Origin of the sequence: Streptomyces solicamelliae, assembly GCF_045348655.1 — a bacterium.
In the GTDB taxonomy this organism is placed as follows: Bacteria; Actinomycetota; Actinomycetes; order Streptomycetales; family Streptomycetaceae; genus Streptomyces; species Streptomyces solicamelliae.
This window is the reverse complement of record NZ_CP160404.1, coordinates 6116043-6131110: the sequence shown is the minus strand read 5'-3', so window position 1 is coordinate 6131110 and position 15068 is coordinate 6116043. Positions and strand designations below refer to the sequence as shown.

The 15068-nt window shown below is 73.7% G+C and carries 14 protein-coding genes; 2 read left to right on the top strand and 12 right to left on the bottom strand.

The window, feature by feature from the left end:
- Window positions 1-47 precede the first annotated feature (47 nt).
- From ABZO31_RS28305 to ABZO31_RS28270, 8 genes are all read right to left on the bottom strand, one after another.
- Window positions 48-1034: a cytochrome d ubiquinol oxidase subunit II gene (locus ABZO31_RS28305; RefSeq protein ID WP_406864135.1), complete on the bottom strand. Its 987-nt coding sequence runs from the start codon at window positions 1032-1034 to the stop codon at window positions 48-50.
- A gap of 42 nt (window positions 1035-1076) precedes the next feature.
- Window positions 1077-2405, bottom strand: coding sequence for a cytochrome ubiquinol oxidase subunit I (locus ABZO31_RS28300; protein WP_406864134.1), 1329 nt, complete (start codon window positions 2403-2405; stop codon window positions 1077-1079).
- A 193-nt stretch (window positions 2406-2598) separates the two neighbouring features.
- Window positions 2599-3420, bottom strand: coding sequence for an SAM-dependent methyltransferase (locus tag ABZO31_RS28295; protein ID WP_406864133.1), 822 nt, complete (start codon window positions 3418-3420; stop codon window positions 2599-2601).
- 103 nt (window positions 3421-3523) lie between these two features.
- A complete protein-coding gene (locus ABZO31_RS28290; protein ID WP_406864132.1) occupies window positions 3524-3940 on the bottom strand; it encodes a lipocalin-like domain-containing protein in 417 nt (138 codons plus the stop codon).
- The gene (locus ABZO31_RS28285) at window positions 3937-4986 is read right to left on the bottom strand and encodes an aldo/keto reductase (protein ID WP_406864131.1); all 1050 of its coding nucleotides are present in this window, start codon (window positions 4984-4986) and stop codon (window positions 3937-3939) included. The genes ABZO31_RS28290 and ABZO31_RS28285 overlap by 4 nt, the downstream gene beginning before the upstream one ends.
- A complete protein-coding gene (locus ABZO31_RS28280; protein ID WP_406864130.1) occupies window positions 4983-5777 on the bottom strand; it encodes a thioesterase II family protein in 795 nt (264 codons plus the stop codon). The genes ABZO31_RS28285 and ABZO31_RS28280 overlap by 4 nt, the downstream gene beginning before the upstream one ends.
- Window positions 5778-5848: 71 nt before the next feature.
- A complete protein-coding gene (locus ABZO31_RS28275) occupies window positions 5849-8494 on the bottom strand; it encodes a type I polyketide synthase (protein WP_406864129.1) in 2646 nt (881 codons plus the stop codon).
- Window positions 8488-8862 carry an acyl carrier protein gene (locus ABZO31_RS28270; RefSeq protein ID WP_406864128.1) on the bottom strand — a complete coding sequence of 125 codons (375 nt, stop codon included), beginning with the start codon at window positions 8860-8862 and terminating at the stop codon, window positions 8488-8490. Before ABZO31_RS28270 ends, ABZO31_RS28275 begins: the two co-directional genes overlap by 7 nt.
- 123 nt (window positions 8863-8985) lie before the next feature.
- On the opposite strand from ABZO31_RS28270, the gene ABZO31_RS28265 reads away from it, so the two are divergent.
- Complete coding sequence (locus ABZO31_RS28265; RefSeq protein ID WP_406864127.1) at window positions 8986-9873, top strand: LysR family transcriptional regulator; 888 nt, start codon at window positions 8986-8988, stop codon at window positions 9871-9873.
- 62 nt (window positions 9874-9935) lie between these two features.
- Here ABZO31_RS28265 and ABZO31_RS28260 read toward each other — a convergent pair whose 3' ends face one another.
- Both ABZO31_RS28260 and ABZO31_RS28255 read right to left on the bottom strand, forming a co-directional pair.
- A complete protein-coding gene (locus ABZO31_RS28260; protein ID WP_406864126.1) occupies window positions 9936-11330 on the bottom strand; it encodes an aldehyde dehydrogenase family protein in 1395 nt (464 codons plus the stop codon).
- Entirely contained in the window at window positions 11330-12430 is a 1101-nt protein-coding gene (locus ABZO31_RS28255) for a phenazine antibiotic biosynthesis protein (RefSeq protein WP_406864125.1), read from the bottom strand. The genes ABZO31_RS28260 and ABZO31_RS28255 overlap by 1 nt, the downstream gene beginning before the upstream one ends.
- Before the next feature lie 233 nt (window positions 12431-12663).
- Between ABZO31_RS28255 and ABZO31_RS28250 the strand changes: the two genes are divergently transcribed.
- Complete coding sequence (locus ABZO31_RS28250; RefSeq protein WP_406864124.1) at window positions 12664-13011, top strand: hypothetical protein; 348 nt, start codon at window positions 12664-12666, stop codon at window positions 13009-13011.
- A 36-nt stretch (window positions 13012-13047) separates the two neighbouring features.
- On the opposite strand, the gene ABZO31_RS28245 is transcribed toward ABZO31_RS28250, so the two are convergent.
- Window positions 13048-13503, bottom strand: a complete 456-nt coding sequence (locus ABZO31_RS28245) for a hypothetical protein (RefSeq protein ID WP_406864123.1) — start codon at window positions 13501-13503, stop codon at window positions 13048-13050.
- A 114-nt stretch (window positions 13504-13617) separates the two neighbouring features.
- On the bottom strand, window positions 13618-15015 hold the full coding sequence (locus tag ABZO31_RS28240; protein ID WP_406864122.1) for an FAD-binding oxidoreductase: 1398 nt from the start codon (window positions 15013-15015) through the stop codon (window positions 13618-13620).
- Window positions 15016-15068 lie beyond the last annotated feature (53 nt).

The following is a 15068-nucleotide window of genomic DNA, read 5'->3' as shown; positions in this document are numbered from 1 at the left end:
TTTCTCGTGAGTGAAGTGCCGGGAATCCCGTGAACCGACCGACGCCGTCAGGCCGTACGGTGGTGGTCCGCCCGGCCGAAGACCCGCCAGATCCACACCTGCCCGAGCACGACGGCGATCAGGAACGGGAGCACGGTCACCGTGAGCAGCCCCAGCGAGGCGGAGTCCGCGATCGCCCGGGACAGGTGCAGGACGCCGTCCCCCGAGCGGGTCGCCAGGACCGTGGTGCCGTTGGCGGCGCCCACCAGGACGGGCAGCGCGATCAGCGGCGCGGCGCCGAGCACCAGCGCGGCCGTGGTGCGTCCGGCCGCCCGGAGGCGCCCGGAGCCGTACACGACGGCGGCGGCGAGGACCGCGACGACGGCCACGGCCACCGGGGCGTCGGTGACGGTCGCGCCCACGGCCGCGGTGACGGCGAGCAGGACGAGCAGGACCGGGGTGAGGACCCGGTCGAGCCGGCCGAGCCTGACCGCCAGGGAGGTGTCCGCCGGCAGGCCGCGGCCCGCGAAGAGGGAACCCTGACGCAGGCTGCCGACGACGGCGACGGCCGCGCCCAGCAGGGCGAAGGGGTGCAGCAGGTCGCCGGCGGTGGCCACGGCGTGGCCGTTGCCGTGCGTGGACAGGCCCCGCGTCAGGGCGGCCAGGACGGCGCCCCAGCCGGCGGCGAGCACCAGGCTGGACACCGGCAGCACGACGTCCCAGGCCCGCCGCCACCGGTCACCCGGGTGCGCGGTACGGAACCAGAGCGCGGCGTCCCGCAGGAACCAGGCCGTCAGCAGGAGGACGACGGGGATGCGCAGTGCGGACAGCAACTCCCCCTCCAGCAGGGGCAGCGCGCCGAACAGCAGGCCGGCGAAGGCGACCAGCCACACCTCGTTGGCGAGGAACAGCGGTACGACACCACGGCGCATGCGCGCCCGGCCGGTCTCCGTGTCGGCGAGCGGGAGGAGCATCCCCACACCGAAGTCGACGCTCTCCAGCGCCAGATAGCCGGCGAGGAGCAGCCCGACGAGGGCATACCAAAAGACATCCACGGCGTATTCCCGTCAGCTGTGCGTACGTGGAGGGGCGGGGGTTCAGTAGGAGGGGTGCAGCTCGGCCTTGGGCGACTCGTCGGTGTCGTCCCGCTCGTCCTCGCTCCGGGCCGCGTCGGGGAACAGGTCCCCGGCGCCGAGGAGTCCGGCGTCCGGCCCCTGGCGGGCGTAATGGGAGATCAGGGACCAGTCGACGACGGCGAGCAGGCCGAGCACGAGGGTGAAGGCGACCAGCGACACGACCATGCCGGCGACGGACACGTCGCCGATGGCGTCGCGGACCGTCAGCTCGCCGGTGACCATCCACGGCTGGCGGCCGACCTCGCGGCTGAGCCATCCGCAGATCATCGCCACGACGGTCATGGGGAGCAGCACCGTGGGCAGCTTCATCCGGAAACCGCCCCGGGGCAGCGGTACGTCCGGCCCCTTGCCGCGGGCGACCGTCGCCGGGAGCCAGGTGAGGACGACCAGCAGGATGCCCAGGATCAGCATGAGCAGGGAGGCGCCGCCCACCCACGCGGGCGGCATCCAGTCGCCCTGGCCGTACGCGGCCACGGCGGCGTCCCGCACCTTGTCCAGCTCCGGCCCCGTGGTGCCCATCAGCACCGTGTACTTCTCGGGCTGGTAGCCCTCGAGCAGCAGCAGGTGCACGGTGCCGGCGCCCGCGGTGACGAGCGCGCCGAAGCCCGCGAGGAGGGAGCCCTGGACGAGCGTGGGGCGGAAGAAGTCCCGGTGCCGGTCGCGGCGCAGATGGAACGAGCTGACGGCGGCCATGAACACGCCCGCGAGGAGCGTCACGGCGCCCACGAGGTGCGCCACCGCGTACCAGGTCGCCCCGTTGGTGAGGATGGCGCCCCAGTCGGTGACGTAGGCCGTGCCGTCGCGCATCTCGTAGCCGACCGGCTTCTGCATGAAGCCGTTCACCACCATGATCCAGAAGGTGGAGGCGTACGCGGTGAGGGTGACGCCCCAGATCAGCGCGAGGTGGGCGCGCGGCGGCACCCGGTCGAAGCCGAACGCCCACAGGCCGAGGAAGGTCGATTCGAGGAAGAAGGCGACGATGGTCTCGATGGCGAGCGGCGCACCGACGACATTCCCCATGATGTGGGAAAGGCCCGACCAGTTGAGCCCGAACTGGAATTCCTGGGTGAGCCCGCTGATGATGCCGAGCGCGTAATTGATGACGTAGAGCCCGCCCCAGAAACGGACACGGCGCATTCTCGTGGCGCGCTGCTCGGGATTCCCGGTCCGTACCGCCCGGGTCTGCATGACGGCCACGACCGTGACCAGCCCGAGGGTGAGGGCGACGAACAGGAAATGCAGCGTCGCCGTGACGGCGAACTGGAGACGAGCGAGGTCAACGACGTTCACGTGGGACTTCCCGTGAGAGAAAGGGGGAGGTGCGCGGCCGGCACGGAGAACTCCAACTGCCGCTACTCCATGCGCCGATCGTATCGACCGTCAGGTCATATCCCGGTGAGAGGAATGTCAGATCCTGGCAGGCCCGCCCGCCGCCGGCCGGCGGCCGCGCACCGTTCGCGGCGGCGGGCGGAAAGGGCCGGCGTCAGACCTTCAGGCCCACACCCACGACACCGGTGTGCTGCATGGGGTGGTCCGCGAGGGTGTCGGCGTCGGGGCGCCAGTCGGCCATGCCCGTCAGGCCCGGCTCGACGAGACGGAAACCGTCGAAGAACCGGCCGGTCTCGGCGGGGCCACGGTTCTGCAGCTGGGCGCCGAAGTCGCTGTAGACCCGCTGCAGTTCCTCGCTCGTCGTCCCCACGCCCGAGTCCTTCGCGACGTAGGCGTGGGAGAGGATCAGGACGCTGCCGGGAGCGAGGGCGTCGCGCAGCTGGGCGACCTTCTCCCACGGGTCGTCCTTGTCCTCGATGAAGTGGAGCACGGCGACGAGCATCAGCGCCACCGGCTGGTCCAGATCGATGAGGGCGCGCACCTCGGGGTGGTCCAGGATGTCCTTCGGGGCCAGGAAGTCACCCGTGATGGCGGCCGCGGCCGGGTCGCCCTCCAGGATCTCGCGGCTGCGCGCGACGGCCACCGGGTCGTGGTCGACGTAGACGACCCGAGCGCCCGGTATGACACCGCGGGCCACGTCGTGGGTGTTGCCGTTGCCGGGCGTGGGGATGCCGGAGCCGATGTCGAGGAACTGGCTGACGCCCAGCTCGGCGGCGTACCGGACGGCGCGGCGCAGGAACGCGCGGTTGGCGCCGATGGCGATGTCGAGGCCGGGGAGCGCGTCGAGCGCGGACCGCGCGGTCTCGCGGTCGGAGTCCAGGTTGTGCTCGCCGCCCACGTAGACGTCGTACAGACGGGCCACGCTCGGGGTGTCGGTGTCGATGCCCGCGGGGACCCAGTCGGGAGTGGTAGCCATGCGAAGCCTCCGTTGGTGGTTCTTCGGTGTGGTGGTGGAGCGATGGGTGGTTGAGCGGTGGGTGGTGGAGCGGTGGGTGGTGGGTGGTGGAGCCGGGCGCGGGTCAGACGGTGGCGCGGCCGAGCCGCTGCCAGACCAGTACGCGCCGGTCCGGGCCGGACAGCGAGGTACCGGTGAGCGTGAGCCGGTCGCCCTCCAGGCGCAGCCGACGGCTCTGGTCGGTGCCCAGCCAGTCCCGCTCGGCGGCGACGGCGAGGGAGTGGACGATGTGGTCCCCCTCGCGATGCCAGGTGCCGGCGTAACTGAGGTACTGCGGCGGCCCGTCCGCGGGCATCATGTGGACCGCGACATGACCGTCAGCGCTGTAGAACAGCAGGCCCGTGGGGTCGTCTCCGAGGGGCCCCGGGCTCGTGGCGCCGTGTTCGTCCACGGTGTGGAAGGAGACGAGACGCCACACCCCGGCCAGTGCCGTCGCGTCCGCGGTCCCCGGGGCGGGCCGCGGGCGGCCGGCGCCGGTCATGCGACCGTGGGGGTGGTCGGGCGGAAGCGGGCGGGGTCGCCGCCCAGCAGCACGCCGCGGGACGCCTGCACGATCTCGTGCGGGGAGCCGAGCGGGACGGCGCTGACCGCGTCGAGACGTTCCAGGTGCTCGTCGGACAGCTTCAGGTCGAGTGCGGCCAGGTATCCGTCGAGCTGCTCCGCGGTACGCGGACCGATGACCGGGATGTGGGCGGTACCGGCCGCGCCGGCCCGGGCGTTGAGCCAGCCGACGGCGACCTGGGCGGGCGGCGCCCCGGCCTCGTCGGCCACGGCCAGCAGCTCGTCGACGAGGGCCGTGCGCCGGCTGTCGGACTCGGTACGCATGATGCGGCCGCCCCAGTCGGTGAGCCGGCCCTCGGAGCTGTGCCGGTACTTGCCGGTGAGCAGCCCGCCTCCGAGCGGCCCCCACAGCGCCACCCCGAGCCCGAGGGCGTCCGCCATGGGCAGGAGCTCCCGGTCGGCGGTGCGCTCGACGAGGCTGTACTCGGTCTGGATGCCGGCCAGCGGCGACCAGCCGCGCAGCTCGGCGAGCGTGACGGCGCGCGAGGTCTGCCAGGCGGGGAAGTTGGACAGGCCCGCGTAGCGGATCTTCCCCGCGCGCACCAGGTCGTCCAGCGCGGCCACGATCTCGTCGACCGGGGTGACCGTGTCCGGGAAGTGCACCCAGTACAGGTCTATGTGGTCGGTGTCGAGCCGCCGAAGGCTGGCCTCCACGGAACGGATCATGTTGGCGCGGGAGTTCCCGGTGGTCTGGACGCCCGCTTCGGGGCCCGTCCCGTAGGAGTACTTCGAGGCCAGGGCGAACTGGTCGCGCCGGGAACCGAGGAACTCGCCCAGGAGCGTCTCCGCCTCGCCGTCGTTGTAGCAGTCGGCGGTGTCGAGGAAGGTGCCGCCCGCCTCGGCGAACCGGTCGAGGATCTTCAGGGCCTCGCCGCGCTCCGTGCCGCCGCCCCAGCTGGTGCCGAAGTTGACGGTGCCCAGGGCGTAGGCGGAGACACGCAGACCGCAGCGGCGGCCGAACGTCATGTGGTCCACTGTGCCGCCACTCCCTTCTGCCCGGTGGTGGCGATGTGTCGCGTCGTCGTGCGGAGGACCTCCAGCACGGGGCCCGGATCCTCACGGAAGTAGAAGTGGCCGCCGGGCAGTTCGTGCCGGCCGGTGACCGGTCCGAGGTGGTCCGCCCAGCCGTCCACGCTCAGCCTGCCGCGCTCCCCCGTGCCGGTGAGCAAGGTGGCCGGCACCTGCAGGCGCGGCTCCGGGGCGTGGGTGTACGTCTCCAGGGCGCCCAGGTCGGCACGGAGCGGCTCGACCACCAGTCTCCGCAGCCGCGGGTCGTCGAGGACCTCCTCGGGCATCGGTCCCCAGCGCTCCTCGGCCTCCGCGAGGAACGCGTCGTCGGGCAGCGTGTGCATCGGGCGGCCGGAGCCGGCGGTGCCGAGGGTGTCCGGCGGCGGGCAGGAGGAGAGGAAGAGGTGCTCGGGTTCCGGCAGGCCCCTGGTGCGCAGGGCTCGCGCGGTCTCGTACGCCACGACGGCGCCGAAGCTGTGGCCGAGCAGCACGAACGGTCCGGTGAACCGGACCTGGGTGACCAGGCTTTCGACGAGCTCCCCGATACCGGTGTGCGCGGGTTCCCTGAGGCGGGCGCCGCGGCCGGGCAGCTGCACGCCCCACACCTGGAGTTCCGGCAGGGCGTCCGACCAGAGCAGGTACTCGCCCGGCGATCCGCCCGCGTGGGCGAAGACGTACAGGTTGAGCGGGGCGTCGGGGCGCTCCCGGCGGCGGGACAGCCAGCGCGGTGGCCCTGTCCTGGGTGGCATGGGGTTTCCTCCGGGTCCGGTGGTCGGTCGGGTACAGGGGGGTGTCGGCCCGGCGGACGGCCTCGGGGCCGTCACGGAGCCAGGAGCTCCTCGATCGCCGCCGCCAGCTGAACGGGCTCGGGCGACTCGAAGACCGACAGCGCGTCGATGTCGACGGGAAAGACCTCGCGGATGCGTTCGGCGAGCCGGGAGGCGATGAGGGAGTCGCCGCCGAGGTCGAAGAAGTCGTCGGACGGGGCGACTTCGTCGAAGCCGAGGATCTCGGCGTACAGCCGCAGCACGGTGGGCAGGACCTCGTCCCCTCCCCCGTCCGGCTGTCCGGCCGGCCGGGGCCCGTCCGCGCTCTCGCCCGGCCGCGGGCCGTCCTGCGCGAGGGGCTCCACGAGGAAGAGCTCGCGCTGGAAGGGATAGCCGGGCAGCGGCAGCAGGGCCCGGGGCACCCCGCCGTGCACCTGCCGCCAGCGCACCGGGAACCCGGCCGACCAGAGCCTGCCGAGCGTGTCGAGCGCCGCGGCATGGTCGTCGGCGGGCGGGTCGGCGTCCGGACCGGGCGGGGAGCCGTCCGCCGCGACGTCCAGGAGGACCAGCCGGGGGTCGGCGCGCAGTTCGGACAGCGCCCGGTCCAGCAGCTCCTGGTCCGGCTGGAGCGCGGCGCGGGCCCAGGCGAGCGGGTCGGCGGCCTCCTCCTGGGTGAGCCGCCGGCCGAGCGCGGCGGACACCAGTGGCACCCGGGGCGGCCGGGGGGACGCCTCGCGGAACAGCTCGGCGTAGTCGCGCAGCGCCTCGGCGCCGCCGCTGCGGGCGTGCGCGACGGCGAGCCGCACGGCGTCGGCGACCGGCAGGACCTTGGTGACGGCGGCGGCGATCGCGACGCCGGCACCGGTGGCGAGCACACAGGCCGGCCGGATGCCCCACTGGATCCACGTCATGGCCGTCGCGTACGCGTGGGCGAAGGCCTGCACGACCGCGTCGTCGCCTTCGGCGGCGGCGAAGCACGCGTCGACGGCCCTGCGGTAGGCCGGTTCGGCCTCGTACAGGCCACGGGCCGGTGCCCGCCCGGTGGTTCCGGTGAAGTGGAAGACCGCCTCGCGATGCTCGGCCCGCCTGCTGATGGCGTCCGCCGGATGCCCTGCGGCGATTCCGGTGAGGGCCCGCACCGCGCCCTCGGTGTCCCGCACCACCGCGTAGGCGCGGTGGTCGTGCTCCCGGCGGCCCGTCTGCAGGGTCCAGGCGACGTCGGCGAGCGCGCCGGGCGGATCGTCGCGCAGCCGTGCGGCGAGCCGTCCGGCCACGTCGCCGAGCGCCTCGGGGGTCCTGGCGGACAGGACCAGCAACTGGTGCGCGGGGGCGGGCGCCGACGCCGGGCGGGGCGGGGCCTCTTCGAGGATGACGTGGGCGTTGGTGCCCCCGATGCCGAACGCGCTGACGGCCGCGCGCCGCGGGGTGTCGTCCGCGGTCCACGGAGTGAGCCGGGTGGCGACCCGGAAGGGGCCGGCGTCGAAGTCGATCGCCGGGTTGGGCTTGTCGTAGTTCAGGCTGGGCGGAATGCTGCGGTGCTGGAGAGCCAGCACCGTCTTGATCAGCCCGGCGGCGCCCGCCGCGGCGTCGGTGTGTCCGATGTTGGTCTTGACGGAGCCGATCCAGCAGTAGCCGGTGCGGTCGGTGTCGCGGCGGAACGCCGCGGTGAGGGCGGCCAGTTCGATGGGGTCGCCCAGCGGGGTGGCGGTGCCGTGCGCCTCGACGTAGCCGATGGTGCCGGCGTCGACCTCGGCGACGAGCTGGGCCTCGCGGATCACGGCGGTCTGGCCCTCGACGCCTGGCGCCGTGTAACCGACGCGGTGGGCGCCGTCGTTGTTCACGGCGGTACCGCGGAGCACGGCGAGGATCCGGTCGCCGTCGGCCTGCGCGTCGGCGAGCCGCTTGAGGACCACGATGCCGACGCCGTCGCCGCCGACGGTGCCGTCCGCGGCGGCGTCGAAGGTACGGCACTCCCCGCGGGCGGAGATGATGCCGCCCGGGGTGTACTGGCTCACCTTGTCCGGCACGTGGACGGCGGCCGCGCCGGCGAGCGCGACGTCGCAGTCGCCGTGGAGCAGCCCCTGCACGGCCAGGTGGACCGCGACCAGGGAGGTGGCGCAGGCCGCCTGGACGGTGACGGCCGGGCCGGTGAGGCCCAGCTTGTAGGCGACGCGGGTGGCCTGGTAGTCGGGGGCGGTGCCGATCAGGATGTCCCAGTCGGTGACGCCCGGCAGCTCGTGCCGCCGGTCGCGCAGGATCTGCCCGTAGCCGTTCTCGGTGCCACCGCCGTAGATGCCGAAGGTGGCCGCGCTGCGCGCCGGGTCCTGGCCCGCGTCCTCCAGGGCCTGGGCGGCGCACTCCAGGAACAGGCGCTGCTGGGGGCTGATGAGGCGGGCTTCTCGGGGCGAGTAGCCGAAGTAGCCGGCGTCGAAGTGGGCGGGGTCGTCGAGCAGTCCGCGGGCCGGGGTGTAGTGCGCGGCCGCGCCGTCCGCGCGGGACCCGGGGACGGGGGCCGGGGGGAAGACGGTGACGGATCCGACGCCGTCGGCGAGGTTCCGCCAGAAGGCCTCGGGGCTGTCCGCGCCGGGGTAGCGGCAGGCCATGCCGATGATCGCGATCTGCTGTCCGGGGCCGGAGAGGGCCTCGTCGGACGCGGCCTCGTCGCCCCCGTCCGGACGCGTGCTCGTGGGGGTCACCATGCCTCTTCCTCCTCGCCGTACCCGGTCGCCCGGGTGCCCGGCCCGGTGCGCCGGGCGACGCGCCGGCTCGCCGGCCCGGCGAGCCGTCCGCCCGCCGCCGGGCCCTCGTCCGCCGTGGCGCCGCCCAGGTGGTCGGCGAGCGAGCGGACGGTGGGGTACTGGAACAGTTCGACCAGCGGGATGTCGCGGCCGAGGCGTTCGTACAGCCGCTTCTGCACGGTGTGCAGCAGCACCGAATGCCCGCCCAGGTCGAAGAAGTTGTCCGACGGGTTCACCTCGGGAAGCCCGAGCGCCTCGCACCACAGCTCGGACACCAGGGACGTCAAGTCGTCCCCACCGCCGAGGACGCCGTCCGCTCGCGCATTCATGCAACCACCCGTCTTCTTCCCGGTTTCCCGTTGAATTGCCGCCCTGTCGAGCACCGTCATCGTGTGCCGCGGGCCGGGGGCCGGACCAATAACGTGATCGTCTGAGCCGTAGAATGAACGGTTATGGAGCTGCGTCAACTGGAGTACTTCCTCGCCGTGGTGGAGGAGCGGAGCTTCACCAGGGCGGCGGCTCGCATGCATGTCGCGCAGCCGGGCGTCAGCGCGCAGATCCGCCGGCTGGAGCGCGAGTTGGGCCAGGAGCTGCTGGACCGGACCGGTCCCGCCGTGCGGCTGACGCAGGCCGGGTCGACCCTGCTGCCCCATGCCAGGGCGGCCTTGTCGGCGGTCTCCGGTGCCCGGCTGGCGCTCGACGAGCTGGCGGGGCTGGTCCGTGGCCGGCTGACCGCGGGCATCGTGACGTCCCTGTCCTCGGTGCCGGTGTCCGACCTGCTGGCGGATTTCCACCGGACGTATCCGGAGGTGGAGATCCGGCTCACCGAGGCGTCCTCCGACGAGTTGGCGGCCGGGCTGCGGGACGGTCGGCTGGACGCGGCGCTGATCAGTACGGGCACGCGGCCGCCCGAGGGACTGCACACCCGCCTGGTGGTGGACGAGGCGCTGGTGGCGGCCGTGGTGCCGGAGGACCCGCTGGCGGCGGGCGGCGAGGTGGCGCTGGCGGACCTGGCCGACCGGCCGCTGATCTGTCTGCCGCCGGGCTCGGGCGCGCGCACCGGCCTGGACGAGGCGTGCGAGGCGGCCGGGTTCCGGCCGCGGGTCACGATGGAGGCGGGGGACCCGCACCGGCTGGTGGAGCTGGCCGGCCGCGGGCTCGGGGTCGCGGTGCTGCCGGCGCCCTTCGCCCGCAGCCACGGCGACCGGCTGCGGGGCCTGGACATCGTGGCGCCGCGCATCCGCGCGCGGGTCGCGCTCGCGTGGTCGGCGGAGCGGCCGGCGAGCCCCGCCGGCCAGGCCTTCGTGGACCTCGCGAGCGCGGTCCTGCCGTCCCCCTGACGGTGGCACGGCGGCCGGGCCGGCGGTCACGCGGGGCTCACGTCCGCACGGCCCCGGGGACGTCAGACGCGGACCAGCGTCTTGCTGCGCATCAGGAACTCGCCCAGGTAGTCGTCGTGCGGGAGTCCCGGACGGTGCCAGTGCGTGGCCCGTCCGCCGACGTGCACATTGCTGATCGTGGGTTCCGCGACCAGGGCGTCGACGAGCGTCTCGTCCTCCGTGACGACCGTCAGGACCAGCGTGTCGCGCAGCGGCTCGATGCCGTCGGCCCGGCTCCACGGAGCGATCCACACGCAGGGGAAGGGCAGTTCGGCCCCGAGCTGCGGGGCGTCGGCGGAGTCCAGCTGATGGACCGTGGGGCGCAGCACGGCACTCCCGTCGCCGAGTTCGTCGACGAAGCCGGTGCCGCCCAGCCACGCCCGAGTCCCCTGGGCGCGTTCGAGCACGTACGACTCCAACGCCCGCGCCGCCTTGGTCTGCTGGACCGGCAGACGGGCCCTGTCGTCGGACGGCGGCAGGTTCGGCAGCGCGGCCAGCCGCTCCGCGACGGCTCCGGCCAGCGGTGCCGGGTCGCCCTCGACCAGCACCGCGGTGGCGTTGACGCATCCGCTGCCGCCGTGCCGGACGACCGAATCGACGATCATGTCGAGGTGCTCGCGCCAGTCGGTGCCGGCGGTCAGCAGGATCTTCGAGCGGCCCGGCCGCAGCGACAGCACGCCCGGGTCGTCGGCGTACCGGCGGATGATCTCGTCACCGCCGTAGGCGAGGTCGGCGCCCCGGACGATGGCGTCGGCCGCGTCGTGCCCGCAGGGCAGCAGCGCCACCTGATCGTCGCCGAACCCGGCCTCGCGCAGCGCGAGGACCAGCCGGTGCGCGGTGAACGGCTCGCGGGCCGAGGGGCGCACGGCGACGCGGTAGCCCAGCGCCAGGGCCTCCGGCCAGAAGCCGTGCGTGCCGGGGTGGTTGCCCGGCACGTGGACGGCCAGCACCTCGCCGCGCCGGGTCCACAGCGCCTGTCCGGTACGGGCCAGCGGGTCGCGCCAGTCGGCCACGGCTCCGGCGGGCCGGGCCAGTTGAACGCTGCGGTAGGCCTCGCCGACCCGGGCGGCGCACGTGCGGGTGGCCGTGCGCACGACGGACACCGGAAGTCCGGAGACCCGGGTGACGGCCCGTTCGTACTCCTCCGGCGTCATGCCGCCCAGGCGGGCGTTCGCGAACAGGTCGCCGGCCCGGGCCAGCGCGGCCGCCCGCTGCGCGGCGGGCAGCGGGGAGGCGGCGCGCAGCGCCTTCATGGTGCGGTTGACGAACAGCGCGGGGGCCAGGCTCAGTTCGGCCATGACCGCGCCGGTGACGTCCCGGACCTCCTGGCGGTTGTGCGTGCGGTACGCGCCGGACGGCCCCAGGGCGTCCAGTACGGGCACCTCGGGCTCCTTCGCGTCCTGCGGTGCCGTGTCCATCAGTAGACCCCCTCGATGACGGTCTCGTTGTCGAAGCGCTCCACCGGCGCGATGCCGGCCGCCGAGTCGCCGATGCGGCCGGCCGGGGCGGGGACGCGGACCGCGGTGTCGCGCTCCAGGTTGTTGGGCAGCAGCAGCGCCTTGCTGACGTGGTGCATCACGACCTGTCCGCGCCGGCCGTACCCGACCGGCCGGCCGGTCTGCGGGTCCACCACCCGGAAGGTGATGTACGGCGAGAAGGTGTCGAAGACGCACGGCTCGCCCGGCGGGGTGCCGTGCCGCTGGCCGGCGATGCCGAGGATCATGGTGCTGCCGTAGTGGCCGTACAGGACGGTGTCGGGGAAGATCTCCGTGCGGTACAGCTGCTCGGTGTCGGCGTCCATCTGGGTACCGCCCCAGCGGATCGCACGCACCTTCTCGTTGATGAGCTCGACCAGGTCCTCGCGCTGGGCGATGCGTTCGAGCAGGGGTGGTGTCACCGTCATCACGCCGATGGGCTGGGTACGCAGGATGTGAGCGGCCTGGTCGACGACGTGCTCGGCGTAGGCGTCCGCCTGGGCGCCCTTGCCGCCGGCGATGAGCCGCTTCACCCAGCGCGGGTCGAGGTCGACCTGGAAGCCGTAGCGGCCGTGGGTGACCGCCGAGCGGCGGAAGATCTCGCCGACGATGTGCGGTCCCGACGGGGTGAGGCCGAGCCAGTCGACGCCGCGCGGGAAGCCGTGCACGTCCAGGTTGGCGTTGCTCCAGGCGACGAGCTTGTCCAGCCAGTCGCGCGGGCAGACCACGCGTTTGGGGGCGCCGGTGGTGCCGCCGCTCTCGAACACCCCGACGATGTCGGGGTGTTCGCCGTAGCCGCGGGGCACCAGGTCGGCGGCGGGGACGTCCCGCAGCTCGTTGGCGACGTTGGGGAAGAGCGTCAGGTCGTCGTGGCCCTTGACGTCCGTGAGGGGGTCGAACCCCAGGGAGGCCGCCCGCCTGAGCCAGAAGGGGGTGCCGGTCTCGGGGCTGAAGTGCCAGCGCATCGCGGCCCGGACGACCTCGTCGGGGTCCGGGTCCGCGTCATGGGGCAGGTCCAGGGGTGAGAGATCTGCACGCGCCACGTGTCCTCCTCTACTAGGGCGGGCCCGTCGGGGAGAGGCCCCGCCGCCGGGCCGAAGCCGAACTGCCGGATTCCGGCAGTCGACCACCCGGGACCGCCCGGGCACATGAGTAGCCGGTACTCAACTCCCGGGGCCACCAGGAGGCGGCGCGGGCCCTGAGTACCGGCCGCCGGTGCCGTCGCACCGCTCGTACGCTGAGTGGACCGGCCGTCGGAAGAGGGAGGTATTGCCCGATGAAGGCCATGATCGCCTGGTGGGATCTCACCGAGTCACGGCATTCCGCGGAGACGCTGCGTGAGTTCCTGCGCGAGGAGGCCGAGCAGCACTGGTCGGACATACCCGGCCTGCTGCTGAAGGTGTGGGTGTCGGACCCGGAGAAGAACCGGTGGGGCGCCGTGATGGTCTGGGAGTCGAAGGAGGCGGCCGAAGCGGCCGTACTGCCGCGCAGCGCGGGCGAACTGATCGGCCTGCCACTGGACTTCCGGGAGTGGTTCGACGTCGAGGCGACCGTCGAGGGCGACCACGGCCTCCCCTCCCTCGCCGGCCTCGGCCTGGCCCTCGCACCCCCGCGCCCGAGCTGACCCCGCGACACCTGCCGCCGCGCCGGAGCCCGGGCTTCAGCGGGCGTGCAGGTGGGCGCGGAGGCCGAGGGCCTGGAGAGAGGCGAAGACGGCGACCGGCAGAATCTGCAGCCAGGTCCACACCAGGCCGGTGGTGGTCAGCTCCAGCAGGCCGAGGGCGAGGGCGGCCAGGCTCAGCAGGATCCAGAACACGCCGCCGCCGATCACGCCGAACACCGCGCCGGGCGGGAGGGGGCGAAGCCTGGCCACCAGGGCGATGCCCGCTCCCGCAGCCAGCATGGCGGCGCCGACGACCGCCACCAGGACCGTGCCGGGGCCGAACAGGCTGCCCAGCGGGGACGCGGCGGCCAGGTAGACGACGCCGACCACGGCCATGCCGGCCGCGTCCATGGCGATCAGCCGGCGCAGTCGGCCGCCGGTGGGCCCGTCCGCGTGCGCGTCGCGGCCCGCACCGGCCGACAGACCGTCGGCGAAAGAGGGCGAGGGGTTCATCGGTGACTCCAGGGAGGAAAAGGGGGAACCCGTCCCGGCGCTCGGGGGACGTGGCGCCGGGACGGGAGTTCAGGGCCGGCCGCCGGAGGGGCGGCCGGAGGGAGCGGGGGCGGGTCAGCTCGTGGTGGCCGCGCCGTCGCCCGCCGGGGGAATGTTGTAGTTGAGGCGGAAGATGTTGCCCGGGTCGTGGGCCGCCTTGATCTCACCCAGCCGCTCGAGCGCCTCGGACGCGTAGGCGGTACGGACCTGGTCCCGGCCGGCGTTCTCGCCGTGGCCCATGAAGTTCAGGCTGCTGCCGGTGTTCCAGGGCTCCAGCGCGTCGAAGAGGCCCTGGACGACCGGCCGGGTGTCCTGCTCCGTGACACCGAACAGGAGGGTGACCACGGACAGGAGGTACTGCGCCTCCCGGTGCGCCACCGCGTTGGGGTGCGCGGGCTCATCGGCCAGGGCGCCGCCCAGGTGGCGCAGTTCCACCACGCACGGCACCGGCGCCTGCGGCCCGGCGTGCTTCAGGATCAGGTCCAGCGCCTCCTCGCCGAACTCCTCGAACAGGGCGACCTCCCGCAGGAAGGGCACCGCCACCGGCGGGTCGTCGTGGATGGACGCGCTCTCCGTGTACGGCATCTCCCCCAGCGCCTCGAAGAGCGCCGGGCCGGCCGTGTCACGCAGCGGTGCGACCAGCCGCTCGCCCTCCTCCTGGCTGCCGGTGTAGGCGATCCGCACGTGGTAGACGTGGCGGCCGCGCATGGGCGGGGGCACGTCCTCGTCGTCCGGCATCGGGATCAGCGCCACCGAGGAGTTCATCTCCCGCGGCAGGCCCGCCGTCCAGCGGAGGTACGCCCGGAAGACGTCGGGCGCGGCCTCGGCGTCGTAGAAGATGCCGCCGCCGTACAGCCTGGCGACCGGGACGAGGCCCATTTCCAGCCGCGTCACGATGCCGAAGTTGTCCCGGCCTCCCAGCAGCGCCCAGTACAGGTCGGGCTCGCCGTCCGGGGTGACGTGACGCAGGCTGCCGTCGGCGGTCACCACGTCCATGCTGCGGACCCGGTCGGACGCGTACCCGAAGGTGCGCACCAGCAGGCCGATCCCTCCGCCCAGGACGTAGGAGACGACGCCGACGTGCGGTGCCGAGCCGTTCAGCGGGGCCAGCCCGTGCGGGGCGGTCTCCGGGATGACCTGCTCGAACCGGACGCCGGCCTCGACGGTCACGGTGCGCGCCTCGGGGTCGACCTCCACTCCGGTCATCCGGCCGGTCGTGATCAGCAGGCCGCCCTCGGCCGCCACCGAGTAGCCGTGCCCGGTGGCCTGGACGGCGACGGGCAGCCCGTGCTGCCCGGCGAAGCGGACCGCTGCCTGGACGTCCTCCGCCCGGGTGGCGCCGACAATCACGTCGGGCCGGTGCTGCACCGCGAGGTTGAACCCCGTCCGCTCCTGGTCGTACCCCTCGTCGCCGGGCCGGAACACCGGGCCCGCGACCTGGGCGACAAGTGCATCGATGTCGTTCTGCTTCACAGCGTTCTCCGTTCGCTTCGTCCAGCGATCCCGATCATGAGGCTGAAACCTGA

Excerpts from the sequence above, each read along its gene's own strand:
- ABZO31_RS28295 (WP_406864133.1), bottom strand. The coding sequence starts at position 3,420 with ATGGCTACCACTCCCGACTGGGTCCCCGCGGGCATCGACACCGACACC.
- ABZO31_RS28290 (WP_406864132.1), bottom strand. The coding sequence starts at position 3,940 with ATGACCGGCGCCGGCCGCCCGCGGCCCGCCCCGGGGACCGCGGACGCG.
- ABZO31_RS28285 (WP_406864131.1), bottom strand. The coding sequence starts at position 4,986 with ATGACGTTCGGCCGCCGCTGCGGTCTGCGTGTCTCCGCCTACGCCCTG.
- ABZO31_RS28280 (WP_406864130.1), bottom strand. The coding sequence starts at position 5,777 with ATGCCACCCAGGACAGGGCCACCGCGCTGGCTGTCCCGCCGCCGGGAG.
- ABZO31_RS28275 (WP_406864129.1), bottom strand. The coding sequence starts at position 8,494 with ATGGTGACCCCCACGAGCACGCGTCCGGACGGGGGCGACGAGGCCGCG.
- ABZO31_RS28270 (WP_406864128.1), bottom strand. The coding sequence starts at position 8,862 with ATGAATGCGCGAGCGGACGGCGTCCTCGGCGGTGGGGACGACTTGACG.
- ABZO31_RS28265 (WP_406864127.1), top strand. The coding sequence starts at position 8,986 with ATGGAGCTGCGTCAACTGGAGTACTTCCTCGCCGTGGTGGAGGAGCGG.
- ABZO31_RS28260 (WP_406864126.1), bottom strand. The coding sequence starts at position 11,330 with ATGGACACGGCACCGCAGGACGCGAAGGAGCCCGAGGTGCCCGTACTG.
- ABZO31_RS28250 (WP_406864124.1), top strand. The coding sequence starts at position 12,664 with ATGAAGGCCATGATCGCCTGGTGGGATCTCACCGAGTCACGGCATTCC.
- ABZO31_RS28245 (WP_406864123.1), bottom strand. The coding sequence starts at position 13,503 with ATGAACCCCTCGCCCTCTTTCGCCGACGGTCTGTCGGCCGGTGCGGGC.